A 25,024-nucleotide genomic window follows, 5' to 3' on the forward strand; every position below is an offset into this window, starting at 1 on the left:
CGATCGGGAAGATCACAAGAGGTGACGGTGAACGACGTCGAACGGGCCCTGCCGCAGACCGTTCTGCGCGAGGCCACCGACCGCAGACTGCTCGATGAGACCATCCGGCAGGTACGGACCACCCGGGCGGAACTCGCCGCCGCCACCGGATACTCCCGGCCCACCGTCTCCGAGGCGGTCCGCCGCATGGTGGCCGGCGGCCTGCTCGACGCCACCGGCCTGAAGGAGACCGGCAAGCGCGGCCGGGTCGGCACCTTCTACTCGCTCGGCGCCCGCGCCGGCCGGGTGCTCGCCGTCGAGATCGACCAGTCCGGGGTGCAGGTACGCGCCGCCGACCTGGCCGGACGGACACTGTCCGAGCAGCACCGGGCACCCACCGCGCCGGGCGACACGGACAGCCTGGCCGGGTCGCTGCGCGCCGCCGTACGGGAGGCGGCCGGCGGCCCGGGCCCGCTGCGGGCGGTCGGCGTCTCCATCGCCAACCCGGTCGACCCGGTCAGCCACGAGACGGTGCCGCTGGCCGGGACGCCGTTCCCCGAGGGCCTGCTGAACGCCGTGACCCTGATCGGCGACCTGGTGTCCGCCCCGGTCCTGGTGGACAACGACGTCAACCTGGCCGCGCTCGCCGAGCACCGCCTCGGCCGGGCGGCCGGCGTGTCCAGCTTCGCGTACGTCTACGTGGGCGCGGGCCTCGGCGTCGGCCTGTACATCGGCGACCAGCTGATCCGCGGCGCGCACGGGCTGGCCGGCGAGATCGGCTACCTGCCCGGCCGCACCTCGTCGACGCTGGCCACCGACCTGGCGGCGGCCGGCTTCGGCCGCTCGGACGCCCCGTCCAACGACGTCGCGGCGGTGCTCACGCTGCTGGAGGCCGCGGACGACGACGCGCTGCACCGGCTGGCCGAGGGCGTCCGGCGGGCGATCGTCTCGGTCGCAGCCGTGGTCGATCCGGCGCTGGTGCTGCTCGGCGGGCCGGTGGGCACGCATCCCGCGCTGCTGCCCCGGGTGCGCGACCTGGTCGCCGGCTCGTTCCCCGGCCCCACCCGGATCGACCGGGGCACGCTGGGCGCGGACGCGCCGCTGCACGGGGCGCTGCAGATGGCGGTGGAACACGCCCGCGCGGCGGCCGTCTACGGCCTGCGCTGACCGCCGTCTCCGCGCACCGCCCGCCCCCGCCCGGCACCCGGGACGGGTCACCGGGCAGACTGGGGTGGGTGCGGAAGATCTATGTCATCGGTATCGGCGCGGGCGACCCCGACCATCTGACCCTGCAGGCGGCCAAGGCGATCGGCCGGACCGACGTGTTCTTCCTGATGGACAAGGGCCAGACCAAGGAAAGCATGATCGAACTGCGGCGCCGGCTGCTCAAGGCGTACGCCCGCCCGAGCCGCCGGATCGCCGAGGGCCGCGACCCGGACCGCGACCGCGCCCCCGCCGACTACCCGGACACCGTCGCCGACTGGCGGCACCGCCGCGCGGCGGTCACCGAGGCGCTGATCACCGAACACCTGCTGGACGGCGAGACCGGCGCGTTCCTGGTCTGGGGCGACCCGTCGCTCTACGACTCGACGATCGCGATCCTGAAGGAGATCCTCGACCGTGGCGACATCACGTTCGAGTACGAGGTGATCCCCGGCATCAGCAGCGTCTCGGCGCTCGCCGCGAAGCACCGCATCGGCCTGAACCGGGTGGGCCGCCCGGTGCAGATCACCACCGGCCGCCGGCTCGCCGACGAGGGCTGGCCGGCCGGCGTCGACGACGTGGTGGTCATGCTGGACGCGCAGCAGGCGTTCACGTCGCACCCGGACGCGGACGTGTATTGGGGCGCCTACGTGGGTACCCCGGACGAGTTGCTGGCGTCCGGGCCGGTGGCGAACGTCGCGGACGACATCCTGCGGACCCGCGCCGAGGCCCGCGAACGCCACGGCTGGATCATGGACACCTACCTCCTGCGCCGGCCGGAGTAGACCGCAGCGGCCCGTTGTCCAGCCGTGTCCAACCCCGTCCGGTCTGACAACCACGCTCATCGATGCCCTGCCACGCTGCCTCCACGGACAAGCGCTGAGGAGGATCGATGAGAGGAAATCAGATGCGGCGTCGGTGGTGGGCGTTCTTCGCGACGCTGCTGGCTCTGGTGCTGACCGGGGCGGCGACACCCGCCGCCACGGCGGCGGCGCCGACCACGTTGCGCTACGACGACCTGCCCGCGGCCCAGGCTCACCAGAAGGGCTTCGTGCTCGACCCGGGCATCTGGCCGAACCGCGCGGTGACCTTCTCGTTCGGCACCGGCACCACGGATCTGGGCGGCGCCGCCCAGCGCAACGCGGTGCGGAGCGCGATCGCGCTCTGGCAGAACGCCTCGGGACTGCGGTTCACCGAGGTCGCCGCGGGCGGGCAGATCCAGTTCTCGTACGTGACCGGCAACCACGGCGACGGCAACTCGTTCGACGGCGTGGGCGGGGTGCTGGCGCACGCGTTCTTCCCGCCGCCGACGAACACCAACCCGATCGCCGGTGACACCCACTTCGACGACGCGGAAATCTGGACCAACGCCACCCGGCCGGCCGGCGGTCAGCCGATCGACCTGGTCACCGTCGCGGCTCACGAGATCGGCCACGCCATCGGCCTGCGGCACTCCGCGGACTCCAGTGCGCTGATGTTCGCGTTCTACGGCGGCTCGCACCGCTTCCTGGGACAGGACGACATCAACGGCGTCCGGGCCAAGTACGGCGCTCCGTAGACCGCACCGATCCGGACCGGATCAACGCCGGTGGTCGCTCCCGCGGTCGCCGGCTTCCGGCTGAGCACCCGGCCGGGCCGGCTCCTGGTCCAGGGCGGCCAGGCGGGCGGCCACCTCCGCGGCGTCCGGGTGTTCCAGGTCGCGCAGGATGTCCCAGGCACGGCGCCAACTGTCCCGGGCCGCGTCCGGGTCACCCATCGCCCGCTGGGTGTCGCCGAGCCGGCGCAGCACGTCGGCCTCGGAGAACCGGTGACCCAGCTCCTGCCACAGCTCGTGGGCCCGCCGGTAGGCGGCCACCGCCGGATGGTACTGACCCAGGTCGTACTGCGCCTGCCCGACGCTGTCCCACGAGTCCGCGGCGCCGAACCGGTCGTCCAGCCGCTCCAGCAGGCGCAGCGCCCGCCGCAGATGGGCGAGGGCCTCGTCCGGCCGGCCCAGCCCGATCAGCGACCAGCCGATGTTGTTCAGGGCCCGCCCCCGGCCGGACCGCTGCCCGGCCCGGGTGAACAGGTCCAGCGCCTGCCGGCCGTGGTGCAGCGCCTTCTCCCAGCGCCCCTGCCGGTACGCCATCCAGGTCAGGTCCATGTGGATCCGCGCCTGGCCGCAGTCGTCGGCGGCGGTCCGGAACAGCACCAGCGCCGCCCCGAAGTGACCGCCGGCCGCACCGAGCCGGTCGAGGTGCATGCAGGCCCGTCCCATGCTGCGCCGGGCGTGCGCCTCCTCCACCGGATCGGCCAGCCGCCGGGCCGCCGCCAGGGCCTGCTCCTGCACCGCGATCCACAGCTGCCAGCGCCCGCGCCGTTCCAGGTAGTGCGCCAGCGTCCGGGTGAGCCGGCAGAGATGCAGGTCCGCCCCGGCCGCCTCGGCGGCCGCCAGCATCCCCTGCAGCACCGGCAGCTCGGTGTCGAACCAGGCGAGCGCCGCGCCGTGGTCGGCCGGCCCGGACACCGTGACACCCGGCGTGTTCGGCGGGAGGGGCACCGGGTCGCGGTGCGGGTCCAGCCGCAGATCGGCATGGTGTGCGGTGCGCAGGTAGTGGCTCAGCAGCCGCTCGCGGGCGGCGCTCCGGTCGGTGCCCGAGTCGGTGGCCCGGGTCAGATGGCCGGCGTACTCGCGGAGCAGATCGTGGAACGCGTACCGGCCCGGGGTGTGCTCGGCCAGCAGGTTCGCCACGGTCAGCTCGGTCACCGACGGCCGGACCAGGGTGAGCGGCTGTCCCAGCAGGCTGGCCACGGCCGGGGCCGCGAGATCCGGGCCGGGATGCAGCGCCAGCAGCCGGAACAGCCGGGCCGGGCCGGGCGCCAGCGTGCGGTACGACCAGGAGAACACCGTCCGGGTGTCGGTGGTCAGGTCCGCCGCCGCGAACGCCGCCTGCCGGCCCGGTGCCGCGGCCAGCTCCGCGGCCAGCGCGGTGAGCGGGAACGTCGGGTGCATCGCGGCCCGCGCCGCCACGATGGCCAGCGCCAGCGGCAGCCGGGCGCAGGCGGCGATGATCTCCGCGACCGCGGCCGGTTCCGCCGCCACCCGGTCCGCGCCGATCCGGGCGACCAGCAGGTCGCGCGCCTCCGCCTCGGTGAGCAGGTCCAGCACCACCGGTTGGGCGCCTTCCGTGGCGACCAGGCCGGTCAGCTGGTTGCGGCTGGTGACCAGCGTCCGGCACGCGGACCCGCCGACGAGCAGCGGCCGCACCTGCGCGGCGTCCCGGGCGTTGTCCAGCACGACCAGCGTGCGCCGGTCGAACAGCAGTTCCCGGTACACCGCCGACCGCCGGTCCGAGCTGGCCGGGATGCGGTGGGCCGGCACCCCGAGCGTGTCCAGCAGCGCACGTAACGCGTCGCCGGGTGCGACGGCCGGGCCGGTCGGGTCGAATCCGCGCAGGTTGAGATAGAGCTGGCCGTCCGGGAAGCGGTGGGCCGTGCGATGCGCCCAGTGCAGCGCGAGCGCGGTCTTGCCCACGCCGGCCGTGCCGGACAGCGCGGTGATCAGCACCGGCGCGCCGCTGTCCGCCTCCGTCAGCCGGTCGAGTTCGGCCAGTTCGGCGTCCCGGCCGATGAACCCGTGCACCGACGGCGGCAGCTGGCGGACCGCCGTGCAGGCCGGTTCGACCCGGGCCGGCGCGCCGCCGCGCCGGCGTTCCTCCACCCGGTCCCGTGCCGTGGCCAGCCGGCCCTGCTCGGCCTGGTCGGCGCCGAGCAGCCGGATCAGTTCGTCGAAGCGATCGGTCGGCGGCAGCACCCGGCCGGCGAAATACTCCCCGACGATGCCGTGCGACCAGCCGGTCTTGGCCGCGATCTCCCGGTAGGTCAGCTGGGCGCCGCCGGTCCGCCGCGCCTCCCGGCGGCGCAGCTGACGCAGCAGGGCAGCCAGCTCGGCGATGGTTTCCGGTTCCGCCACATCGGATGTCTCGGACACCTCATCCTCCCCCCGCACACCACCCAACCCCCAGGGTATCGGCGTGCGTCGATCGCGGGACGCGCATTTACTCGTCGCCGCCCTCCAGATCGCCCTCGGTCTCCAGATAGACCTGCTGCAACGCGGCCAGCGTGTCCGGGCTCGGCGCCTCCCACAGCTTGCGGTCGGCGGCCTCCAGCAGCCGTTCCGCGATGCCGTGCAGCGCCCACGGATTCGACTGGGTCATGAACTTCTGGTTCTCCGGATCCAGCACGTACGTGGCAGCCAGCTGCTCGTACATCCAGTCCGCCACCACGCCCGCGGTGGCGTCGTACCCGAACAGGTAGTCCACCGTCGCGGCCAGCTCGAACGCGCCCTTGTAGCCGTGCCGGCGCATGGCCGCGACCCACCGCGGGTTGACCACCCGGGCGCGGAAGATCCGGGCGGTCTCCTCGGTGAGGCTGCGGGTCCGGGTCGCGTCCGGGTTGGTGGAGTCACCGATGTACGCCGCCGGCGCGCGCCCGGTCAGCGCCCTGACCGTGGCGATCATGCCGCCGTGGTACTGGAAGTAGTCGTCGGAGTCGGCGATGTCGTGCTCGCGGGTGTCGATGTTCTTGGCGGCCACCTCGATCCGCCGGTACGCCGCCTCCATGTCCGGCCGGGCCGCCACCCCGTCCAGGCCCCGGCCGTACGCGAACCCGCCCCACACCGCGTACACCTCGGCCAGGTCCGCGTCGTCGCGCCAGTTCCGGCTGTCGATCAGCGGCAGGATGCCGGCACCGTACGCACCCGGGCGGGATCCGAAGATCCGGGTGGTGGCCCGCCGCCAGTCGCCGTGCCGGTCCGCGTCGGCCCGCGCGTGCGCCCGGACGAAGTTCAGCTCGGCCGGCTCGTCCAGCGTGGCGACCAGTTGCACGGCGTCGTCCAGCATCGCCACCACGTGCGGGAACGCGTCCCGGAAGAAGCCGGAGATGCGGACCGTCACGTCGATCCGCGGCCGGTCCAGCTCGTCCAGGGGAATCGGCTCGATGCCGCTGACCCGGCGCGACGCCTGGTCCCAGATCGGGCGTACCCCCATCAGTGCCAGGATCTCGGCGATGTCGTCGCCGGCCGTACGCATGGCGCTGGTCCCCCAGGCCGACAGCCCCACCGACCGCGGCCACTCCCCGTAGTCGGCGCGATAGCGCGCGAGCAGCGAGTCGGCCATCGCCTGCCCGGTCTCCCAGGCGAGCGCGCTGGGAATCGCCTTGGGGTCGACGGAGTAGAAGTTGCGGCCGGTCGGCAGCACGTTGATCAGGCCGCGCAGCGGGGAGCCGCTGGGACCGGCCGGCACGTAGCCGCCGTCCAGCGCGTGCAGGATGTGGGTGAGCTCGTCCGACGTGCGGTCCAGTCGCGGCACGATCTCGGTGGCCGCGAAGCGCAGCACCCCGGCCACCGTCTCGTCCGGCGCGATCCGGTCGGCCTCGGCCGGGTCCCACCCGGCGGCCTCCATGGCGGCGACCAGCTCGCGGGCCCGGGCCTCCACGGCGTCGACGTTGGAGCGTTCCGGCACGGACTCGTCCAGGCCGAGCGCCTCGCGCAGCCCCGGCAGCGCCGCCACCTGACCGGCCCACATCTGGCGGGCGCGGAGCATGGCCAGGACCAGGTCGACCCGCGCCTCCCCGGCCGGTGCCGCACCCAGCACGTGCAGCCCGTCCCGGATCTGCACGTCCTTGATCTCGCACAGCCACCCGTCGATGTGCAGGATGAACTCGTCGAACTCCTCGTCGCCGGGCCGGTTGTCCAGCCCCAGGTCGTGGTCCAGGCGGGCGGCCTGGATCAGCGTCCAGATCTGCGCCCGGATGGCCGGCAGCTTCGCCGGGTCCAGCGTGGCGATCGCGGCGTGCTCGTCCAGCAGCTGCTCCAGGCGGGCGATGTCGCCGTACGACTCGGCCCGCGCCATCGGCGGCACCAGGTGGTCGACCAGGGTGGCGTGCGCCCGGCGTTTCGCCTGGGTGCCCTCGCCCGGGTCGTTGACCAGGAACGGGTAGATCAGCGGCAGGTCGCCGAGCGCCGCGTCGGTGCCGTCCGAGGCGGACATGCCGACGTTCTTGCCGGGCAGCCACTCCAGATTGCCGTGCTTGCCCACGTGCACCACGGCGTCCGCGCCGAAGTCGTCGGCCAGCCACCGGTACGCGGCCAGGTAGTGATGGCTCGGCGGCAGGTCCGGGTCGTGGTAGATGGCGACCGGGTTGGCGCCGAACCCGCGCGGCGGCTGCACCATCACCACCAGGTTGCCGTCCCGCAGGGCGGCCAGCACGATGTCGCCGTCGTCGGTGTACAGCTCGCCGGGCGGCGGACCCCAGTGCCGCTCCACCGACTCGCGCAGGTCCGCCGGAAGGGTGGCGAACCAGCTCCCGTAGCGGGCCCCGGAGATCCGCACCGGATTGCCGCTGAGCTGCTCCTCGGTGAGCCAGTCCGGGTCCTGCCCGCCGGCCGCGATCAGGGCGTGGATAAGCCCGTCGCCGTCGTAGGAACCGAAGTCACCGGTCTGGTAGCCCCGCTCGCGCAGCGCGGCGAGCAGCGCCACCGTCGACGCCGGAGTGTCCAGGCCGACCGCGTTGCCGATCCGGGAGTGCTTCGTCGGGTACGCCGACAGCATGACCACGATCCGCCGGTCCGCCGGGGCGATGTGCCGCAGGCGGGCGTGCCGCACCGCGATCCCGGCGACCCGGTCCGCGCGTTCGGGATCGGCCACATACACCGACAGTCCGTCCGGGTCGATCTCCTTGAACGAGAACGGCACCGTGATGATCCGGCCGTCGAACTCCGGGATCGCCACCTGGGTGGCCGCGTCCAGCGGCGACAGGCCGTCGTCGCTGGCCTCCCACGCCGCGCGGCTACTGGTCAGGCACAGGCCCTGCAGGATCGGCACGTCCAGGTCGGCGAGCACGCCGACGTCCCAGGCCTCGTCGTCGCCGCCCGCGGACGCGGTGGCCGGCCGGGTGCCGCCCGCGGCCAGCACGGTCACCACCAGCGCGTCCGCGGTGCGCAGCTCGGCCAGCAGCTCCGGGGACGCGGTGCGCAGCGAGGCGGTGAAGATCGGCACCGGCCGGGCGCCCTTGGCCTCGATCGCCCGGCAGAGCGTCTCCACGAACGCGGTGTTGCCGGCCATGTGGTGGGCCCGGTAGTAGAGCACCGCGACGGTGACCGGGGCGTCCACGGCCGGCCGCTCCAGGACGCCCCAGTCCGGCGCCTGCTGCGCGGCCGCGAAGCCTTTACCGGTGAGCAGCACCGTGTCGGAGAGGAAGTCGTGCAGCGCGGCCAGGTTGTCCGGTCCGCCGTACGCCAGGTAGGTGTGCGCCTCGGCGGCCACCCCGGCCGGCACCGTGGAGAGCTTCATCAGCTCGGCGTCCGGTGCCTGTTCGCCGCCGAGCACCACCACCGGGACCGGGCCGGCGAGCAGCGCGTCCAGCCCGTCCTCCCAGGCGCGGCGCCCGCCGAGGATGCGGACCACGACCAGGTCCACGCCGTCGAGCAGCGGGGGCAGGTCGGCCACGCCGAGCCGGGCCGGGTTGGCCAGACGGTACGCCGAGCCGCTGGCCCGGGCGCTGAGCAGGTCGGTGTCGGACGTCGACAGCAACAGGAACACGCGCGCTCCCTCCGGGGTCCGCGCCCCGAGATCGAAGGGTCACGGCGACCGGAGTTCCTGGCTCCCGAGACCTGCCGGACTCGGTGACAGTGGCGGGACCGCGCCGGATTCGCACCGGCTTCCTCCGCGGCGTCGCCGCTCGTGGGCCCCACCCTTCCGTGGCCCCGTCCGCCGAGTCAAGGCAGGGTCGCGTCTGTGACTATCCCGACCGGCGCCTGCGTTTCTGTCGGTCGGCATCCGTAGTATCCGGGCCGTGCCCACCCCAGAGTCCCGGCGCTCCGACGTCGACGCCTGCCCCGGCGCGCTGCGGCTGCACGCCGCCGCCGACGGGCCGCTGGCGCGCGTCCGGCTGCCCGGTGGACTGCTCACCGGCGCCCAGGCCGGGGCGCTGCGGACGCTGGCGGAGCGCTGGGGCGACGGGCACCTGGAGTTCACCTCCCGGGGCAACGTCCAGCTCCGGGCGCTCACCGGAGCCCCGGCCGCGGCGCTCACGGCCGCGTTGGCGGGCGCCGGCCTGCTGCCGTCCGAGACCCACGAGACGGTACGCAACATCGCCGCGTCCCCGCTGCCGGCCGCGCCGGACGTGCGGCCGGTGGTCCGGGCGCTGGACGCGGCGCTGTGCGACGACCGGCGGCTGGCCGGCCTGCCGGGGCGCTTCCTGTTCGCGGTCGACTCGGGGGCGCTCGACGTGGCCACGACCGCCGACGTGACCGCGGTCCCCGGCCCGGCCCTCTCCCCCGCCACGACCGCCGACGCGGCCGCGGTCCCCGGCCCGGCCCTCTCCCCCGCCACGACCGCCGACGCGGCCGCGGTCCCCGGCCCGGCCCTCTCCCCCGCCACGACCGCCGACGTGACCGCGGTCCCCGGCCCGGCCCTCTCCCCCGCCACGACCGCCGACGTGACCGCGGTCCCCGGCCCGGCCCTCTCCCCCGCCACGGCCGCCGACGTGGCCGCGGTGCCCCGCCCGGCCCTCTCCCCAGGCGCCGGGCCCACGTCGCCGGCCGACCCGTTCGGCTTCGCGGTGGTGTTCGGCGGGTTCGACCTGGGGCTGCGGGTGCCGGCAGACCGGCTGGTCGCGGCGCTGATCGCGGCCGCACACGCGTTCCTCGACGAGCGCGCCGCCCAGCAGCGGCCGGCCTGGCGGATCGGCGAACTCGACGACGGGCCGGCCCGGGTGGCCGCCCGCACCGCCGCCGCGCTCGGCCGGCCGCTCGGACCGGCGGCGGGCCGGTTGGCGCCACCCCGCGTCCGGGAGCCGATCGGTGTGCTGGCGCAGCCCGGCGGGCTCGCCGCGGCCGGGGCGTCGGTGCCGCTCGGGCGGCTGGGCGGCGTACCCCTGGAGGTGCTGGCGTCGGCCGACCACCTGGTGGTGACGCCGTGGCGCGGGATCGTGGTGCCCGATCTGCCGCCGCCGGCGGCGCGGTCCTGGCTGTCCGCCCTGGGCGAGGCCGGCCTGGTGGTGACGGCCGGCTCGCGCTGGTCCGGGGTGAGCGCCTGCGCCGGGCGGCCCGGCTGTGCCAAGTCGCTGGCCGACGTGCGGGCGGACGCCGGCGCGGCCACCACGCCCGGGACCGGCCTGCCGGTGCACTGGGTGGGCTGCGCCCGTGGGTGCGGCAGTCCGAGCGGCCCGCACGTGCGGGTGGAGGCGACCGGTTCGGGCTACCGGGTCACCGCGCCGGGGCTGGTCGCGGACGCCCCGGCGGGCGAGGTCGGCGGGCTGGTCGCCGCGGCGAGGAGGAGCTAGATGGAGTACGTGCGCGACGGCGCGGAGATCTACCGGCGGTCGTTCGCCACGATCCGGGCCGAGGCCGACCTGTCCGGTCTGCCGGCGGACGTGGCCCGGGTGGCGGTCCGGATGATCCATGCCTGCGGCATGGTGGACCTCGTCGACGACCTGGGCTTCAGCCCAGGGGTGGTGACCGCGGCCCGCACGGCGCTGCGCGACGGCGCCCCGGTCCTCTGCGACGCCGAGATGGTGGCGTCCGGGGTGACCCGGGCCCGGTTGCCGGCCGGCAACGAGGTGGTCTGCACGCTGCGCGATCCGGCGGTGCCGGCGCTCGCGGACCGGCTCGGCAACACCCGCAGCGCCGCCGCCCTCGACCTGTGGGGCGACCGGCTCGGCGGGGCCGTGGTGGCGATCGGCAACGCGCCGACCGCGCTGTTCCGGCTGCTCGAGATGATCTCCGCGGGCGCGCCCCGGCCGGCCGCGGTGCTGGGCATCCCGGTCGGCTTCATCGGCGCCGCCGAGTCGAAGGACGCGCTGGCCGCGTCCGATCTGGAACACCTCGTGGTCCGGGGCCGCCGCGGTGGCAGCGCCATCACGGCCGCCGCCGTCAACGCGCTGGCCTCGGAGAAGGAGTAGGACATGCAGGGGCGGCTATTCGGGGTCGGGCTCGGCCCCGGCGATCCGGAGCTGGTCACCGTCAAGGCGGCCCGGCTGATCGAATCGGCCGGCGTGGTGGCCTATCACGCGGCCCGCCACGGTCGCAGCAACGCCCGCGCCATCGCGGAGCCCTACCTGCGCGCCGGGCAGATCGAGGAGGCGCTGATCTACCCGGTCACCACCGAGACCACCGACCATCCGGGCGGCTACCAGGGCGCGATCGACGAGTTCTACCGGTCCTGCGCGGAACGGCTGGCCGCCCACCTGGACGCCGGGCGGGACGTGGTGGTGCTCGCCGAGGGCGACCCGTTCTTCTACGGCTCCTACATGCACATGCACAAGCGGCTCGCGCACCGGTACGAGACCGCGGTGGTGCCCGGGGTGACGTCGGTGAGCGCGGCGGCCGCGGTGCTCGGCCGGCCCCTCGTGGAACGCGACGAGGTGCTCACCGTGCTACCCGGCACGCTGCCGCCGGAGGAGCTGGCCGCCCGGCTCGCGGCCACCGACTCGGCCGCGGTGATGAAGCTGGGCCGCACGTTCGAGGGGGTCCGCACCGCCCTGGAGACGGCCGGCCGCCTCGACGACGCCTGGTATGTGGAACGCGCCACCACCGACCGGGAGCGCCATGGCCCGTTGGCCGACGTCGATCCGGCGTCCGTGCCGTACTTCTCCCTGGCGCTGTTGCCCAGTCCGGCGGTGTCGGCCTACCGCGAGGCGACCCCCGTGGACCCGTCCGGGCCGGCGACCGGCCGGGTGACCGTGGTCGGCCTCGGACCGGCCGGCCGGGAGTGGCTGACGCCCGAGGCGCAGGCCGCGCTCGCCGAGGCCGACGACCTGGTCGGCTACGGCCCGTACGTGGACCGGGTCCCGCCCAACCCGCGCCAGCGCCGGCACTCGTCCGACAACCGGGTCGAGGCGGAACGGGCCGCGTTCGCGCTGGACCTGGCCAAACGCGGACGCCGGGTGGCGGTGGTGTCGTCCGGCGACCCGGGCGTGTTCGCCATGGCCGCCGCCGTGCTGGAGGTCGGCGAGGACCCGCAGTGGAAGGACGTCGGCGTGCGGATCGTGCCGGGGCTGACCGCCGCGCAGGCGGTGGCGTCCCGGGTCGGTGCGCCGCTCGGGCACGACTTCTGCGTCGTCTCGCTCTCCGACCGGCTCAAGCCGTGGGACGTGATCAAGGCCCGGCTGACCGCGGCCGCGGGCGCCGACCTGGTGATCGCGATCTACAACCCGGCGTCCAAGACCCGCCGCGAGCAGCTCGTGGAGGCGCGTGAGCTGCTGCTCAAGCACCGGGCGCCGGAAACGCCGGTGGTGGTCGGCCGCGACGTCGGCGGGCCGGCCGAGTCGGTGCGCGTGACCACGCTGGGCGATCTGGACCCGGCCACGGTGGACATGCGCTGCCTGCTGATCATCGGCTCGTCCCGGACCCGGTCCACGGTGCGCGGCGACGGGTCGGCGCTGGTCTACACGCCGCGGCACTACTGAGCCGGGCCGGGAGTCGCTAGCTCACGACCAGCACCGGACCGCCCGGACCGCCACCCGGTCGGATTCGTGGCCGCCGTCGGAGGTGGCCAACGTGACCAGCACCGGACCGCCCGGAGGCACGGTGACCTCGGCCGTACCCTCCCGGACCGTCAACTCCGCCACCACCGGCGCGGCGTCGACGAGCCGGACCGCGCGCACGGTCAGGACCTCCGGGGGCAGCGGGCGGGTGGCCTCGTACGGTCCCCGCGCCCACGGAGCCTGCCCGGACGCGGCCGTCGCCACGGGTGCGGCCGATGCCACGGGCGCCGCGGTGCCCCGCGGGACCGGCACCTCGGGCAGCACCCGGCGCAGCCGGCGGCTCAGAGCGGTGCTCGCCCGCCGGGCCGGCTTCGGCAGCCAGGACCGGACCCTCCGGGTGGCGCTGAGCTGGCAGGTCAGGGGACGGTCGTCGGGCGGGTTGAGGACCAGGAACGCGCTGTGCGGCGGCAGCGGCCGGGGCCGGGTCGTGACGCCGCGCAGCCCGCCGGTGCTGATCAGCCCGGCCAGTTCGGCGGTGCGCCCGTCGACGATGCCGGTCTCGCCGCCGGCCCCGTCGTCGGCCGGTGTCACCTCGACCGAGTCGATGCGCAGGCCCTGCGGCGCGGACGGTACGAAGTCGCCCGCCGCCGGCCCGGGCAGCCCGGCGGCGGCGTCGATCAGCTCGATCAGCAGCAGCCCGTCCTCCGGCAGTTCCTCGGCCGGCAGCACGAACGACACCCGGGACCCGACCGCCTTGCGGCTCTCCCCGATCGGGGTCCTGGACAGCAGCACACCGCGCCGGGTCCGCCCCTGCGCGAGCACCGCCACCAGCCGGTGCCCGCGGACGCGCGCCGGGTCGAGCCCGGACTGGGCCGTCCACCACTCGTCCGCCCCCACGTCGAGACGCAGGTCGACGACCACGCGCACCGGCCGGCCGTCGCCGCGCACCTTCAACCCGATCATCGACGTCGCCGAGTTGCACCGCCCGAGGATCGCCACGCCGCGGACGAAGGAGTCCACCGACCGCAGCGCGGGGTCCCGCCCGCTGGTCACGGTGCAGGGCACCGGCAGGACCGCCGGGTCGGCGTCCCAGATCGTGCCGAACCAGGTTCCGATGGGGTGTTCCGTCTTCACTGTTGCGTGGCTTTCCGCGTGGCGGGATGGATGGTGGCGGAGAACATCGACGTGGACGGCTGCACCGGCGCGGGCAGCGCCACCGAGGGCAGGGTGGCCTCGGTGCGGGCGTGCGGGGCGGGGGCGGTGACCGGTTCGGTGCCCTCCGGCACGACCGTGCCGGCGGCCAGCGCCGAACGGGTCAGCAGCGGCAGGCGGTTGGTCCACATCCGTTCCACGGCGGCGAACAGCGGCTCGTCGTCCGTCTCGACCTGCCGCATGTAGACCTGCACCGCGCGCAGCAGATGCTCGGGCGGCCAGGTGTCCCAGGCCGGTACCAGGCCGGACACGACGTCCGTACCGCTGCGGTACAGCCACAGCCAGAGCCGGGCCCGTTCCACCTGCTCCGCGGTGATCAGGGACTCGCCGGCCAGCAGGGCCGCCACCGCACGGCGCAGCCGGGCCCAGTAGTCCTCCGGGTCCGTGGCGACCTCGGCCAGTCCGCAGGCGCTCCACTCCGACCAGCCCGCCATCAGCACCGGGATGCCGTACGCCGGCATCTCGTTGCTGACGCTGCCGCGGACGGTGAGGCCCAGGTCGGCCAGGCTCCACTGCACGCTCTTGCTGAGCGCGGTGCTGCGGTCGAACACCATGTGCGGTACGCCGGCGTGCTCGCTCGCCAGGGCGTCGAAGAAGCCGCTCTCGTCGTACCGGTCCTGGCTCGGGTGGTCGAGGAAGAGCCAGTTCACCCGGGTCTCGGTGCGCGCGTACGCGGCCGTCGCGGAGAACCAGTCGGCCAGGCTGGGGAAGATCTCCTGGTTGGTACCGAGCGCATCGCTGACGCAGTGGTTGAACGCCACCACGACCGGCTTGTCCGGGTCGAAACCGAACCGCCGGGCGGCGTGCGCCCGTACCTGGCGCCGCTCCACCGGGTTGTGCAGCTCGACGTCGGCATCGGCGCCGGCCCGCCACCAGCTGGGCCGGCCCAGGTTGGTGCGGGCCCGCCAGGCGACCCGTTCGGCGGCCGGGCGCAGGTCGTCGCGGCGGCTCCAGATCCGCTGCTCGAAGAACTCGCCGACCTGCGGGGTGAGGCGGGACCGGAACGACTGGTTCGCGCCGCCGGTCTCCGGGAACCAGGCGTACGTCTTCAACGCGCCGGTCTGCTGGGTGTGCATCACCGGTACGCCGCCACGCATGGCCGACTCGACCAGCAGGCCCCACTGGTCGTAGTCGACGTGGCTGGACACGACGGCGACCACCCGCCGGTCGCCGTGCACGATCTCGTCGTAGAAGCGGGAGTACACCGCGGCGCGGGCCTGGGCGTGCGCGTACGCGTCGCTGTCGCGGACCTCGTCGGTGATGAACGGGATCCGCTGCAACCGGCAGTGCGTCGCCACGACGATGTCGTCGAGCACGTCCGCGGGCACGTCGCCGGGCTTCGTGTCGCCGCCGGCCAGCCGTTCCTCGACCAGGCTGTGCAGGTCGACGATCTCGTCGGCCCCGAACGCCCGGGCGAAACCGGTGGCGCGCTCCGTGTCGTACGACATCCGCCAGGCGTCCGGCCAGACCGGGTCCGCGCCGACCAGGACCAGCAGCGTCGCCGGCACGAGACGGCGGATCGCGTTGGCCAGGGTGAGGTTGCGCAGCACCACACGGACGTCGCAGTGCAACGCCTCGACGACCATGACGGCCTGCGGGTCGGGCGGTAGCACCTGCATCGGCCAGAACGTCTCGGCATCGGCCAGGAAGCGGCCGTACGTCGTCTCACTCGTGCGGAGCAACATGCTCGAATTAACGTTTAACGCCAGCTCAAGACACGGTCGTTGATCGAATCGGCGGTGCCTGCCGGACCGCGGTGAAACCGGTTCGCAGCAGCCACCGCAGGGCGTCGCCGACGCCGGCCACGATCGGCGCGAACCCGGCCGGCGGCCGGTCCACCATGAGCACCGGAATTCCCAGCTCGCGGGCAGCGTCGAGCTTGGCGGTGGCACCGCCGCTGTCCTTGGTGACGAGGACGTCGATCCGGTGCCCGGCGAGCAGCGCCCGCTCGCCGGCCGGCCCGAACGGACCCCGGTCCAGCAGCACGTCGAGGTGGCGGGGCATCGGCGGGGACGGCGGCTCCACCGACCGGCTGAGGAACCAGCAGTCGTCCAGAGCCGCGAACGCCGCGATGCTCTGCCGGCCGGTGGTCAGGAACACCCGCCGCCCGAGGCCGGGAAGCAGGCCGGCCGCCGCCGCCATCGACGGCACCCGGTGCCACCGGTCCCCCGGCCGTTCGGTCCAGCCCGGCCGCCGCAACACCACCAGGGGTACGGCCGCCGCCCGCGCCGCCGCGACCGCGTGCGCACTCATCGTCGCGGCGAACGGATGGGTGGCGTCGACCACCGCGCCGATGCGCTGCTCCCGCAGGTACCGGGTGAGGCCGTCCACCCCGCCGAAGCCGCCGACCCGGACCTGGCCGGCCACCGCGAGCGGCTCGCTGGTCCGCCCGGCCAGCGACGTGACCGTGGGAACCAGGTCCGCGCAGGCGGCGGCGAGCGCCCGGGCCTCGGTGGTCCCGCCGAGGATCAGGAGGGTCGGCATCGCTCGGCGGAGTAGAGGTGGCTGTCGGGGAACTGCGACGCGGTCAGCGCCGCCCCGACCACGATCACCGCGGTCCGGCGTACCCCCGCGTCCCGCACCTGCGCCGCGATGTCGGCGAGCGTGCCGCGCAGGATCAGCTCGTCGTCCCGGCTGGCCCGCGCCACCACCGCGACCGGGCAGTCCGCGCCGTAGTTCCCGACCAGGTCCGCCACCACCGCCTCGATCCGTTGCACCGCCAGGTGCAGCACCATCGTGGCGCGGCTCGCGCCGAGCGTGGCCAGGTCCTCACCGGGCGGCATGGCGGTGGCCCGCTCGGCGGTCCGGGTCAGAATCACGGTCTGCGCCACGCCCGGCACCGTGAATTCCCGGCCCAGCGCGGCCGCCGCGGCCGCGAACGCCGGCACCCCGGGCACGATCCGGTACGGCACCCCGGCCGCGTCGAGCCGGCGCAACTGCTCGGCCACCGCGCTGAACACCGACGGGTCGCCGGAGTGCAGCCGGGCCACGTCCGCACCGGCCGCGTGCGCCGCCACCATCTCGGCGACGATCTCGTCCAGGGTGAGGTTGGCCGTGTCGATCAGCCGGGCGCCGGGCGGGCAGGACTCCAGCAGCGATGCCGGGACCAGGCTGCCCGCGTACAGGCAGACCGGCGCGGAGGCGAGCACCCGCTGACCGCGGACGGTGATCAGATCCGCGGCGCCGGGGCCCGCGCCGATGAAATGCACGGTCATGGCCGGGCCGGTCCGAGTTGCGTGTCCAGTGCCGTCCCCGTCCCGTTCCACGTCGCTGACCAGGCCGCCAGCGTACCGTCCGGCACCCGACGGGCCGCCTCCGGACAGCCGATTACTCTGATCGATGCCTGCCGTCGGCCGAACCGGGGGAATGACGAGAAATGTCCGAGAACCAATCACGACAGCGGCGTGCGAACACGGACACCAGCATGGGCCACAAGCTGGGCGTCGCGGCCGCGGTGGCCACCCTGGTGTCGCTGGTGATCGCGGCGGCCTCGTTCGTCTACGACCGGATGGACAACCGGCGCGCCGACCCGGCGCCGGCCGGCCCGGTCGGCGCCGCGGCACCGCCACCGTCCAGCATCCTGCCGGCGCTCCCGTCGTCAGCGCCGGCGGCGCCGGCGCCCGCGTCGTCGGCCCCGGCGACCGCCGAGTCCTACGTGAAGGTGCACGACGTGGCCCGGTGGACCATCCCGGCGCCCCGGTCGTCCTGTGGCCGTACCTACGTCGACCTCGACACCGAACAGCCGTCGTCCCGGGTGAACAGCGACAACACCGAGGACGACGACCTGCTGTACTGGCAGTGCTCCCCGGTCGGGCTGCAGCTGGAGAAGGGGCAGGCCATGGGACGCGCCCCGAAGAAGCCACCGGCCACCGGGTCGGCCTGCGAGGCGATGGCCCGGCAGGACGCGGTGGCGTCGAACCTCGAGCCCGGCGATCTCAACCCGCGGAAGGACGCCTTCTGCGTGGTGACCGGTCCGGGCAACGTCGCCTGGCTCAACCTGCTCGCGAAGGAGACGGTCGCGAACTCCGATCCGAACCTGGTGTTCCGGCTGGTCGTCTGGCACTACCGGCCGGCCTAGGTGCCCGCCGTGCCGAGGTTCAGCCCGTCACCAGCGACCAGATGGTCACCGGCATCATGGCGCGCCACCCGGTGAACCCGCCCACCGGCGAGCCGCGCTGCACGGCCACCCGGGTGAGTTCACCGCCGAGCTTCGCGTACCAACCGGCCAGCACCGCCTCGGACTCCACGGTAACCGCGTTCGCGACCAGCCGCCCACCGGCCGGCAGCGCCGCCAGGCAGGCGTCGACGACGCCGTCGCGGGTCACCCCGCCCCCGATGAACACGGCCGCCGGCGTGGGCAGGCCGGCGAGCGCGTCCGGCGCCCGGCCCTCCACCACCCGCAGGCCGGGTACGCCCAGCGCGGCGGCGTTCGCCCGGACCGTGGCGGCACGGCCGGGGTGCGACTCGATCGCGACCGCCCGGCACGTGCGGTGGGCCCGCATCCACTCGATCCCGATGCTGCCGGACCCGGCGCCCACGTCCCACAGCAACTCGCCGGGAACGGGCCCGAGCACCGCCAAGGTCACCGCGCGCACCTCACGCTTGGTCAGCTGACCGTCGCCGTCGTACGTGGCGTCGGGCAGGCCCGGTACCAGCGACGTGGCCGGGCCGGGACCACAGTCGACCGCCACCACGTTCAGCGGGTCGACGTCCGGGTCCGGCCAGCCGCCCGCGGTCCCGGCGACCCGGCGGAACCCCGGTCCGCCCAGGTGCTCCAGCACCTCGACCGTGGCGGTGCCGTACCCGCGGTCCCGCAGCAGCCCCGCCACCCGCGCCGGGGTCTCCGCGCCGGCGCTGAGCACCAGGATCCGCCGCCCCGGGTTGACCAGCCGGTGCAGCGCCTCGACCGGAGCGGTGACCAGGCTCAGCACGTCGACGTCGGCGAGCGGCCAGCCCAGCGCGGCGGCGGCCAGCGACACCGACGACGGATGCGGCAGCACCCGGACCCGGCCGGCGCCGGCCAGCCGGACCAGGGTGGCGCCGATGCCGTGGAACATCGGGTCGCCGCTGGCCAGGACCGCGATCCGGCGGCCGTGGTGGGCTTCGAGCAGCCCGGGCAGCGCCGGCAGCAGCGGCGACGGCCAGGTCACCCGGTCCGCGGTCACCTCGGCGGGCACCAGGTCCAGCTGCCGCGGGCTGCCGAACAGCACGTCCGCGGACATCAGCGCCGAGACGGACGTACCGCCCAGACCGGCCCACCCGTCGGCGCCGATGCCGACGACCGTGAGCGTCGCGGGGTGGTCGGAGGTCACGCCGGAACGCTATCGCAGACCGGTCCGGCGGAAGTTTTCTCGTCCGGAGTTGAGCCTTGTCGGCCGGGGCTGCGTACAACATCGCGACGGCTCCCGAGGTCGGGTCGTCACGTGCACCGCCGGGGGGTGGTGCTCGTCGAGACCGACTGCTGAGCGGGTGAGGACCATGGCGCGGCCGTACAGCGAAACCGTGGACCAACAATTCCAGACGTTCGAGGACCAGCGGTACGCCCGCGAGGACTCGGTCGAGGTCGCCCGCTACTCGACGGAGACGGTGCCGCCGGAGTGGTGGCAGAACGACGCCTACCAGCGCAGCGACGTGGTGCTGGAGTCGCACACGGACCCGACCGGCTGGAAGGCCGGGGCGGTGCCGATCATCGACGACCGGCCGCCCGCCGAAGCCACGTCCGGCAACCGCCTGCTCACGGTGCTGTTGTTCTTCGCCGGGCTGGCCACCAGCGTCTCGCTGTGGCTGTTCGAGACCGAGGCGGGCGCGGTCAACGACCTGCCCACGCTGATGATGGCGGTCGGCCGGATCACCGGCCTGGTCGGCGGCTACCTGCTGTTCATCCAGTTGCTGATGATGAGCCGGGTGTCCTGGCTGGAAGAGTGGGTCGGCGCCCGCGACCTGCTGCGCTGGCACCGCTGGCTGGGCACGTCGCTGGTCGTCACGGTGCTCGCCCACGCGGTCTTCATCACCTACGGGTACGCGCTGACCGCCGAGTCCGGCTTCGTCGACCAGGCCGTCACGATCGTCACCACGCTGCCCGAGATGCTCAGCGCCACCGCGGCCACCGGCATCCTGGTGTTCATCAGCCTGATCTCGATCCGGTTCGCCCGCACCAAGCTCCCGTACGAGCTGTGGCACCTGATCCACCTGACCGGGTACCTGGCGTTGCTGCTCGGTTACGGCCACCAGGTCGCCACCGGCGCCAACCTCAGCGGCCCGTTCGCCTCGGTCTTCTGGCCGGCGCTGACCGCCCTGGTCATCGCCGCGCTGGTCTGGGGCCGGCTGGTCGAGCCGCTGTGGCTGAACGTGCGGCACCGCTTCGAGGTCGCCGAGGTGGTGGCCGAGGGCGCCAACACGTTCTCGATCTACATGGACGGCAAGAAGCTGGACAAGCTGCCCGCCCAGGCCGGCCAGTTCATGCGGTGGCGCTTCCTCACCCGCAACGGCTGGTGGCAGTCGCACCCGTTCTCGCTCTCCGCGGCGCCGAACTCGGAGTGGCTGCGGCTGACCGTCACCGCGGTCGGCGGGCACACCGCCCGCCTGGCCGAGATGGAACCCGGCACGCCGGTGTGGGCGGAGGGCCCGTTCGGCACGTTCACCGCCCAGCGGCGCACCCGGCGGCGGGCGTTGCTGATCGCCGGCGGCAGCGGCATCGCGCCGATCCGGGCGCTGCTCGAGGACATGCCGCCGGACACCATCGTGATCTACCGTGCCAGCCGCCCCGACGAACTGGTGTTCCGGGCCGAACTGGAGGACCTGGCCGAGCGCCGCGACGCCTGGGTCCGCTACGTGGTCGGCTCGCGCAACGACCCGGGCCCGCGCCGGCTGTTCACCCCCACCGGGATGCTCGGCCTGGTGCCGGACGTGAACCGCCGCGACGTGTACCTGTGCGGGCCGCCCGGGCTCGTCGACGCCGCAGTGGCCACGCTGCGCGAACTCGACGTACCCGACAGCCAGATGCACCTCGACCCGTTCGAGTTCTGACCCCCCGATCCCCTGGGAGTTAACGATGCGACGTAGTACCGCAGCAGCCGTCGGCACCCTCACCGGCGCCGCCCTCATCGTGGGGGTACGGCTGAGCGTGTCCGCCCCCGACGTGACCGCCGCACCGCCCGCGGTCGACCTGGCGGGCAAGGGCGGCGCGGCGGACTCGTCCCCGTCGAAGAAGCCGACGAAGAAGCCCGCCGACTCCGAGGAGTCCGAGGACGAGGCCGGCGACTCCGGTCTGCAGGACGGCACGTTCCGTGGCGCGGGCGCGAAGAACCCGTACGGCACGATCCAGGTCTCGATCAAGGTGACCGGCGGCAAGATCGTCGCGGCCGACGCGTCGTACCCGACCACGAACGACAGCGCCACGATCAACCCGCCGGCCGTCGCCAAGCTCAAGGAGGCGACGCTGGAGGCACAGAGCGCCGACGTCGACGCCGTCTCCGGCGCCACGTTCACCAGCGAGTCGTACGTCAAGTCGCTGCAGGCGGCCCTGGACCAGGCCGGCGGGTAGGCGTGCGCCACGTCGAACACGTCATGGGTACGGCGGTCAGCATCGAACTGGCCGACCCGCTGCCCGACGCCGACCTGACCACGATGATCGGTGACGTGTGCGCGTGGCTGCACGAGGTGGACCAGCGGTTCAGCACGTACCGCCCGGACAGCGAGGTGAACCGCTTCGCCCGCCGGGAACTGGCCCTGGCGGACTGCTCGCCGGACCTGCGGCACGTCCTGGACGCGTGCGCCGACCTGTGGCGCGCCACCGACGGCTACTTCGACGCCTACGCGGCCGGTCCGCTGGACCCGTCCGGCTACGTCAAAGGCTGGTCCGTGGAGGTGGCCTCGCAACGGCTCGCGGCGGCCGGCTCGACCCGCCACTACATCAGCGCCGGCGGCGACATCCGCATGCGCGGCCACAACGCCGACGACCGGCCGTGGCGGGTGGGCATCCGGCACCCGTGGGAAGCGGACAAGCTGAGCTGGGTGCTCACGCTGACCGACGCCGCGGTGGCCACGTCGGGCGTCTACGAGCGCGGCGGCCACGTGCGCAACCCGCGTACCGGCGCGGTGGCCCAGGGCCTGCGCTCGGTCACCGTGGTCGGCCCGGACCTGGCACTCGCCGACGCATACGCCACCGCGGCGCTGGCCATGGGCGAGGCGGGCCTCACCTGGCTGCCCAAACTCGAGGCCGACGGGTACGAATCCGCGGCGGTCACCGACGACGGCCGGGCGTACACGTCGAACGGTCTTCCCGCCGCCGTCTGAAGCCCGGTCAGAAGTCACTGAACAGGTACGGCATCGACCGCGGAAACAGCGCCCGCAGCGGCTCGAACGCCACCGCATCCACCTCCCCGAGCCCTCGGGTCAGCACGTCCACCGGGTCCAGTACGCCGTACACCAGCCCGCTGAAACCCGCCGCGCTGAGCCGGGCCTGCGGTTCCCCGCCCACCGCCACCCGGAGCCGCCCCTCCTCGCTCTCCAGGCGGTACACGCCTGTGATCAGCGGCCCGTCGACCACCTCCACCGTCACGCCACCCTCGCCCACCGGCGTGCCCTCCAGCGCCTGCGCGTTCAGCACCCGCGCCATCGGACCGGCATTGCTGGGGTACGCCACCCGGCCCTCCGTCGTGACCGCCATGTCCGTACCCCACAGGTCCGGCACCGCGTCGGAGTCGACCGACACCATCACCCGGCTCACCTGATCGACGTGCCGGGCGAAATACTGCAGCAGCAGCGCGCGCCCCAGCGGCCCGGTGGTCAGCAGATGCTCCCCCACCAGGTCGCCACCGAACCGGTCGATCCGGTAGCGGACCGCGCCCACCACCTCCCCGTCCACCCGGGCCATCGCGACCCACAGCTTGTCCTCGCGGAACGCACCCGCGCGAACCGGGTCGAACACGGAGAAGCCGTGCCGCTCCCCCAGCAGGCGCCGGGTGAACGCGTCGTACTCGTCGAAGGCCTCCGCGGCCGTCCGCCGCTCCACCGTCCCCGGAAGATCGATCCGGAGCAGATGGGAGACGCTCTCCGGCGGGAACGTGGCCCGGCGCAACCGCGGCAGCCCCACATAGCCGAGGCGGCCGTAGAACGACGGCCGGAACGGGTAGAGCGCGCTCACCGCACACCCCTGATCGCGCATCTGCACCATCAGACGGGTCATCAGCTGCCGCACCAGACCACGCCGCCGCGCCGTCGGATGGGACGCCACCGAGGCGATGCCGGCCATGTCGTGCACCACCCCACGGACGTTCTGCCGCATCGGCAGCGCGGCCACGCAGGCCAGCGCCTGCCCGTCCTCCTCCGCCACGAGGCTGGTCACGTCCCGGTAGAACTGCATCTGATGCCGGTAGGCAGCCTCGTCGGGGTCCGGCCAGGGCGAGGGCGTGAACGCATACGCCTGCAGCGGGAACATCGTGTCGGTCCGCTCGTCCGCGGTGATCTGTCGGATCTCCATGTCTGCCATCAAAGCGGTTCGGAGGCCCCGATGAGGCCGGAACTTCCGGGCCTGTGGACAACCGGGCGACGCGCCGGAGGTACCCCGGTTTGGCAAGCCGTGGGGCGACCGGCTAAAGTTCCTATCCGTCGCCGGGGAACGTTCCCGGAGGGACAAGCGGACGTAGCGCAGCTGGTAGCGCATCACCTTGCCAAGGTGAGGGTCGCGGGTTCGAATCCCGTCGTCCGCTCGGAGAGGCCGCCACAGGTTACGTGCGGGGTCAGCTCGGTGGAGTGGCCGAGAGGCGAGGCAACGGCCTGCAAAGCCGTGTACACGGGTTCAAATCCCGTCTCCACCTCGGCATGAAGATCGAGGGCGATTGGCGCAGCGGGAGCGCGCTTCCTTGACACGGAAGAGGTCACTGGTTCGATCCCAGTATCGCCCACCACGCAGAACAGCAGGTCAGAGCGGGTTTCGTCCCTCCGGGACGGAGCCCCTTTTTTACTTGTAGACCCGTCGGGGAGAATCTGGGGAGATGATCTTGTCTCCCGGGAGAAGGGTCACTTTGTCGCCGGACCCTGAACGGATCAGGTACACGCCATCGTCAACGGTTCAAACTCGATCCGTTACTGCCGGTCAATAGGCCAACTCCCACGCGGCGGGCCACCGGCCAGGCGGTGGGCGCCCTACTGGGCGCCGACGCCCTAGCGGCGGTGGCCGCAGATCTGGTACAGCATCGTCAGCGCCGCGGCGGACGGTGAGTCCGGGTCGGCGATGACGGTGATCAGGGACTGGTGTGGCGCTTGGGGAAGGCTCAGCGCCTGCTGGGTCACCGTGAGGTCGCCGACGAGCGGATGGGTCAGGTCGTAGACGTCGCGGCCGCAGGGTCGGACCGGGTGTTCGGCCCACATGGTGGCGAATTCGGCGCTCTCGATGGCCAGCTCGCCGACGAGCGCCGCCAGCCCGGCGTCGCCGGGATTGCGGGCGGTCATGACGCGCAGGTTGCCGACCACGGCCCGGGCCTTGGTGTGCCAGTTGCGGTAGAGGCCGCGTGTGTGTGCGTCGGTGAAAATGAGCCGGGACATGTTGGGCCTGGTTTCCGGGTCGTCCGGTGCGGCGGCGTCGAGGTGGCCGGCGAGCAGGGCATGACCGGCTCGGTTCCAGGCGAGGACGTCGTTGCGGCGGCCCACGACCAGGGCGGGCACCTCGTTCATGGCGGCGAGGAGCGTACGCAGCCCGGCGTCGGCTTCCTCGTCGGGCGGAACGGACGGGCGTACCCGATGGGGCACGGTGGCCGACAGCAGATGCAGGTGTTCGCGTTCGGCGGCGGTCAGCTGCATGGCGCCCGCGATCGCGTCGAGGACCTCGGTCGAGGCATGGAGCGACTGGCCCTGTTCCAGGCGCGTGTAGTAGCCGGCGCTGACCCCGGCGAGCATCGCGAGCTCCTCACGACGCAAACCGGGCACCCGCCGACGGTCGCCGTAGCGTGGCAGTCCCACCTCCTCGGGGCTGAGCTTGGCCCGTCTGGCACGCAGGAATTCACCGAGCGGCGATCTGGCGTCCATGGTCGGACAGTCTGCCCGGTCTCCGCCGTCGTTGCCTGTACCTGTCAGGGCTAGGCAAGACCGGGTCTGGATAGCGGGCCTCGGGGTTTCCAGCATCGTCTGCATGACACCTGTTCGTACCGCTCCTGCGACGGCGGCG

The 25,024-nt window shown here is 73.8% G+C and carries 19 protein-coding genes, 3 tRNA genes and 1 riboswitch; of the genes, 13 read left to right on the plus strand and 9 right to left on the minus strand.

The genetic code is table 11. The features are described from left to right. The first annotated feature begins 27 nt into the window (after positions 1–27). The 3 genes from LDL48_RS27180 to LDL48_RS27190 all read left to right on the plus strand — a co-directional run bounded on the left by LDL48_RS27180 (position 28) and on the right by LDL48_RS27190 (position 2,740). The gene (locus LDL48_RS27180; RefSeq protein ID WP_225258066.1) at positions 28–1,146 is read left to right on the plus strand and encodes an ROK family transcriptional regulator; all 1,119 of its coding nucleotides are present in this window, start codon (positions 28–30) and stop codon (positions 1,144–1,146) included. A gap of 68 nt (positions 1,147–1,214) precedes the next feature. Beyond that, complete coding sequence (gene cobF, locus LDL48_RS27185; RefSeq protein WP_225258067.1) at positions 1,215–1,967, plus strand: precorrin-6A synthase (deacetylating); 753 nt, start codon at positions 1,215–1,217, stop codon at positions 1,965–1,967. A 107-nt stretch (positions 1,968–2,074) separates the two neighbouring features. Beyond that, on the plus strand, positions 2,075–2,740 hold the full coding sequence (locus LDL48_RS27190) for a matrixin family metalloprotease (RefSeq protein WP_225258068.1): 666 nt from the start codon (positions 2,075–2,077) through the stop codon (positions 2,738–2,740). Between the two features lie 21 nt (positions 2,741–2,761). Here LDL48_RS27190 and LDL48_RS27195 read toward each other — a convergent pair whose 3' ends face one another. Together LDL48_RS27195 and cobN are read right to left on the minus strand one after the other, a co-directional pair. Then, entirely contained in the window at positions 2,762–5,152 is a 2,391-nt protein-coding gene (locus LDL48_RS27195; RefSeq protein WP_225258069.1) for a tetratricopeptide repeat protein, read from the minus strand. Positions 5,153–5,219: 67 nt separating this feature from the next. Continuing rightward, positions 5,220–8,762: a cobaltochelatase subunit CobN gene (gene cobN / locus LDL48_RS27200; RefSeq protein WP_225258070.1), complete on the minus strand. Its 3,543-nt coding sequence runs from the start codon at positions 8,760–8,762 to the stop codon at positions 5,220–5,222. A 51-nt stretch (positions 8,763–8,813) separates the two neighbouring features. Further along, a riboswitch (cobalamin riboswitch) is annotated at positions 8,814–8,887 on the minus strand. Positions 8,888–9,015: 128 nt separating this feature from the next. Here cobN and LDL48_RS27205 point away from each other — a divergent pair. Genes LDL48_RS27205 through LDL48_RS27215 form a run of 3 tightly spaced genes read left to right on the plus strand, consistent with a single transcriptional unit; the run spans position 9,016 to position 12,630 of the window. Then, complete coding sequence (locus LDL48_RS27205) at positions 9,016–10,506, plus strand: ferredoxin-like domain-containing protein (protein WP_225258071.1); 1,491 nt, start codon at positions 9,016–9,018, stop codon at positions 10,504–10,506. Then, positions 10,507–11,124 (plus strand): precorrin-8X methylmutase, encoded by a 618-nt coding sequence (locus LDL48_RS27210; protein WP_225258072.1) that lies wholly within the window; start codon positions 10,507–10,509, stop codon positions 11,122–11,124. A gap of 3 nt (positions 11,125–11,127) precedes the next feature. Next, on the plus strand, positions 11,128–12,630 hold the full coding sequence (locus tag LDL48_RS27215) for a precorrin-2 C(20)-methyltransferase (RefSeq protein WP_225258073.1): 1,503 nt from the start codon (positions 11,128–11,130) through the stop codon (positions 12,628–12,630). 21 nt (positions 12,631–12,651) lie between these two features. Here the strand turns inward: LDL48_RS27215 and LDL48_RS27220 are convergent, their stop codons facing one another. From LDL48_RS27220 to cobM, 4 genes are read right to left on the minus strand one after another with little or no spacing between them, the layout of a single operon-like run. Next, the gene (locus LDL48_RS27220) at positions 12,652–13,782 is read right to left on the minus strand and encodes a hypothetical protein (RefSeq protein WP_225258074.1); all 1,131 of its coding nucleotides are present in this window, start codon (positions 13,780–13,782) and stop codon (positions 12,652–12,654) included. Next, entirely contained in the window at positions 13,779–15,545 is a 1,767-nt protein-coding gene (locus tag LDL48_RS27225; protein WP_225258075.1) for a hypothetical protein, read from the minus strand. The genes LDL48_RS27220 and LDL48_RS27225 overlap by 4 nt, the downstream gene beginning before the upstream one ends. Before the next feature lie 25 nt (positions 15,546–15,570). After that, positions 15,571–16,344 (minus strand): cobalt-precorrin-6A reductase, encoded by a 774-nt coding sequence (locus LDL48_RS27230; RefSeq protein WP_225258076.1) that lies wholly within the window; start codon positions 16,342–16,344, stop codon positions 15,571–15,573. Continuing rightward, positions 16,329–17,075, minus strand: coding sequence for a precorrin-4 C(11)-methyltransferase (gene cobM, locus LDL48_RS27235; protein ID WP_225258077.1), 747 nt, complete (start codon positions 17,073–17,075; stop codon positions 16,329–16,331). Before cobM ends, LDL48_RS27230 begins: the two co-directional genes overlap by 16 nt. 209 nt (positions 17,076–17,284) lie before the next feature. Here cobM and LDL48_RS27240 point away from each other — a divergent pair, with 209 nt between their 5' ends. Then, positions 17,285–17,938: a hypothetical protein gene (locus LDL48_RS27240; RefSeq protein WP_225258078.1), complete on the plus strand. Its 654-nt coding sequence runs from the start codon at positions 17,285–17,287 to the stop codon at positions 17,936–17,938. A 19-nt stretch (positions 17,939–17,957) separates the two neighbouring features. On the opposite strand, the gene cbiE is transcribed toward LDL48_RS27240, so the two are convergent. After that, positions 17,958–19,172, minus strand: a complete 1,215-nt coding sequence (gene cbiE / locus LDL48_RS27245; RefSeq protein WP_225258079.1) for a precorrin-6y C5,15-methyltransferase (decarboxylating) subunit CbiE — start codon at positions 19,170–19,172, stop codon at positions 17,958–17,960. Between the two features lie 190 nt (positions 19,173–19,362). Between cbiE and LDL48_RS27250 the strand changes: the two genes are divergently transcribed. Genes LDL48_RS27250 through LDL48_RS27260 form a run of 3 tightly spaced genes read left to right on the plus strand, consistent with a single transcriptional unit; the run spans position 19,363 to position 22,155 of the window. Further along, positions 19,363–20,886, plus strand: a complete 1,524-nt coding sequence (locus LDL48_RS27250) for a ferredoxin reductase family protein (RefSeq protein ID WP_225258080.1) — start codon at positions 19,363–19,365, stop codon at positions 20,884–20,886. 25 nt (positions 20,887–20,911) lie between these two features. Further along, the gene (locus LDL48_RS27255) at positions 20,912–21,403 is read left to right on the plus strand and encodes an FMN-binding protein (RefSeq protein WP_225258081.1); all 492 of its coding nucleotides are present in this window, start codon (positions 20,912–20,914) and stop codon (positions 21,401–21,403) included. 23 nt (positions 21,404–21,426) lie between these two features. Continuing rightward, positions 21,427–22,155: an FAD:protein FMN transferase gene (locus LDL48_RS27260; RefSeq protein ID WP_225258122.1), complete on the plus strand. Its 729-nt coding sequence runs from the start codon at positions 21,427–21,429 to the stop codon at positions 22,153–22,155. 7 nt (positions 22,156–22,162) lie between these two features. On the opposite strand, the gene LDL48_RS27265 is transcribed toward LDL48_RS27260, so the two are convergent. After that, positions 22,163–23,341 carry a GNAT family N-acetyltransferase gene (locus LDL48_RS27265; RefSeq protein ID WP_225258082.1) on the minus strand — a complete coding sequence of 393 codons (1,179 nt, stop codon included), beginning with the start codon at positions 23,339–23,341 and terminating at the stop codon, positions 22,163–22,165. A gap of 156 nt (positions 23,342–23,497) precedes the next feature. On the opposite strand from LDL48_RS27265, the gene LDL48_RS27270 reads away from it, so the two are divergent. From LDL48_RS27270 to LDL48_RS27280, 3 genes are all read left to right on the plus strand, one after another. Next, positions 23,498–23,570: transfer RNA gene (locus LDL48_RS27270), tRNA-Gly, on the plus strand. A gap of 37 nt (positions 23,571–23,607) precedes the next feature. Further along, a tRNA-Cys gene (locus LDL48_RS27275) sits at positions 23,608–23,678 on the plus strand. A 15-nt stretch (positions 23,679–23,693) separates the two neighbouring features. Next, positions 23,694–23,768 (plus strand) — tRNA-Val (locus LDL48_RS27280). A 256-nt stretch (positions 23,769–24,024) separates the two neighbouring features. On the opposite strand, the gene LDL48_RS27285 is transcribed toward LDL48_RS27280, so the two are convergent. After that, positions 24,025–24,990: a helix-turn-helix domain-containing protein gene (locus LDL48_RS27285; RefSeq protein ID WP_225258083.1), complete on the minus strand. Its 966-nt coding sequence runs from the start codon at positions 24,988–24,990 to the stop codon at positions 24,025–24,027. Positions 24,991–25,024 lie beyond the last annotated feature (34 nt).

It is taken from the genome of Jidongwangia harbinensis (assembly GCF_020216025.1).
Taxonomy (GTDB): Bacteria; Actinomycetota; Actinomycetes; order Mycobacteriales; family Micromonosporaceae; genus Actinoplanes; species Actinoplanes harbinensis.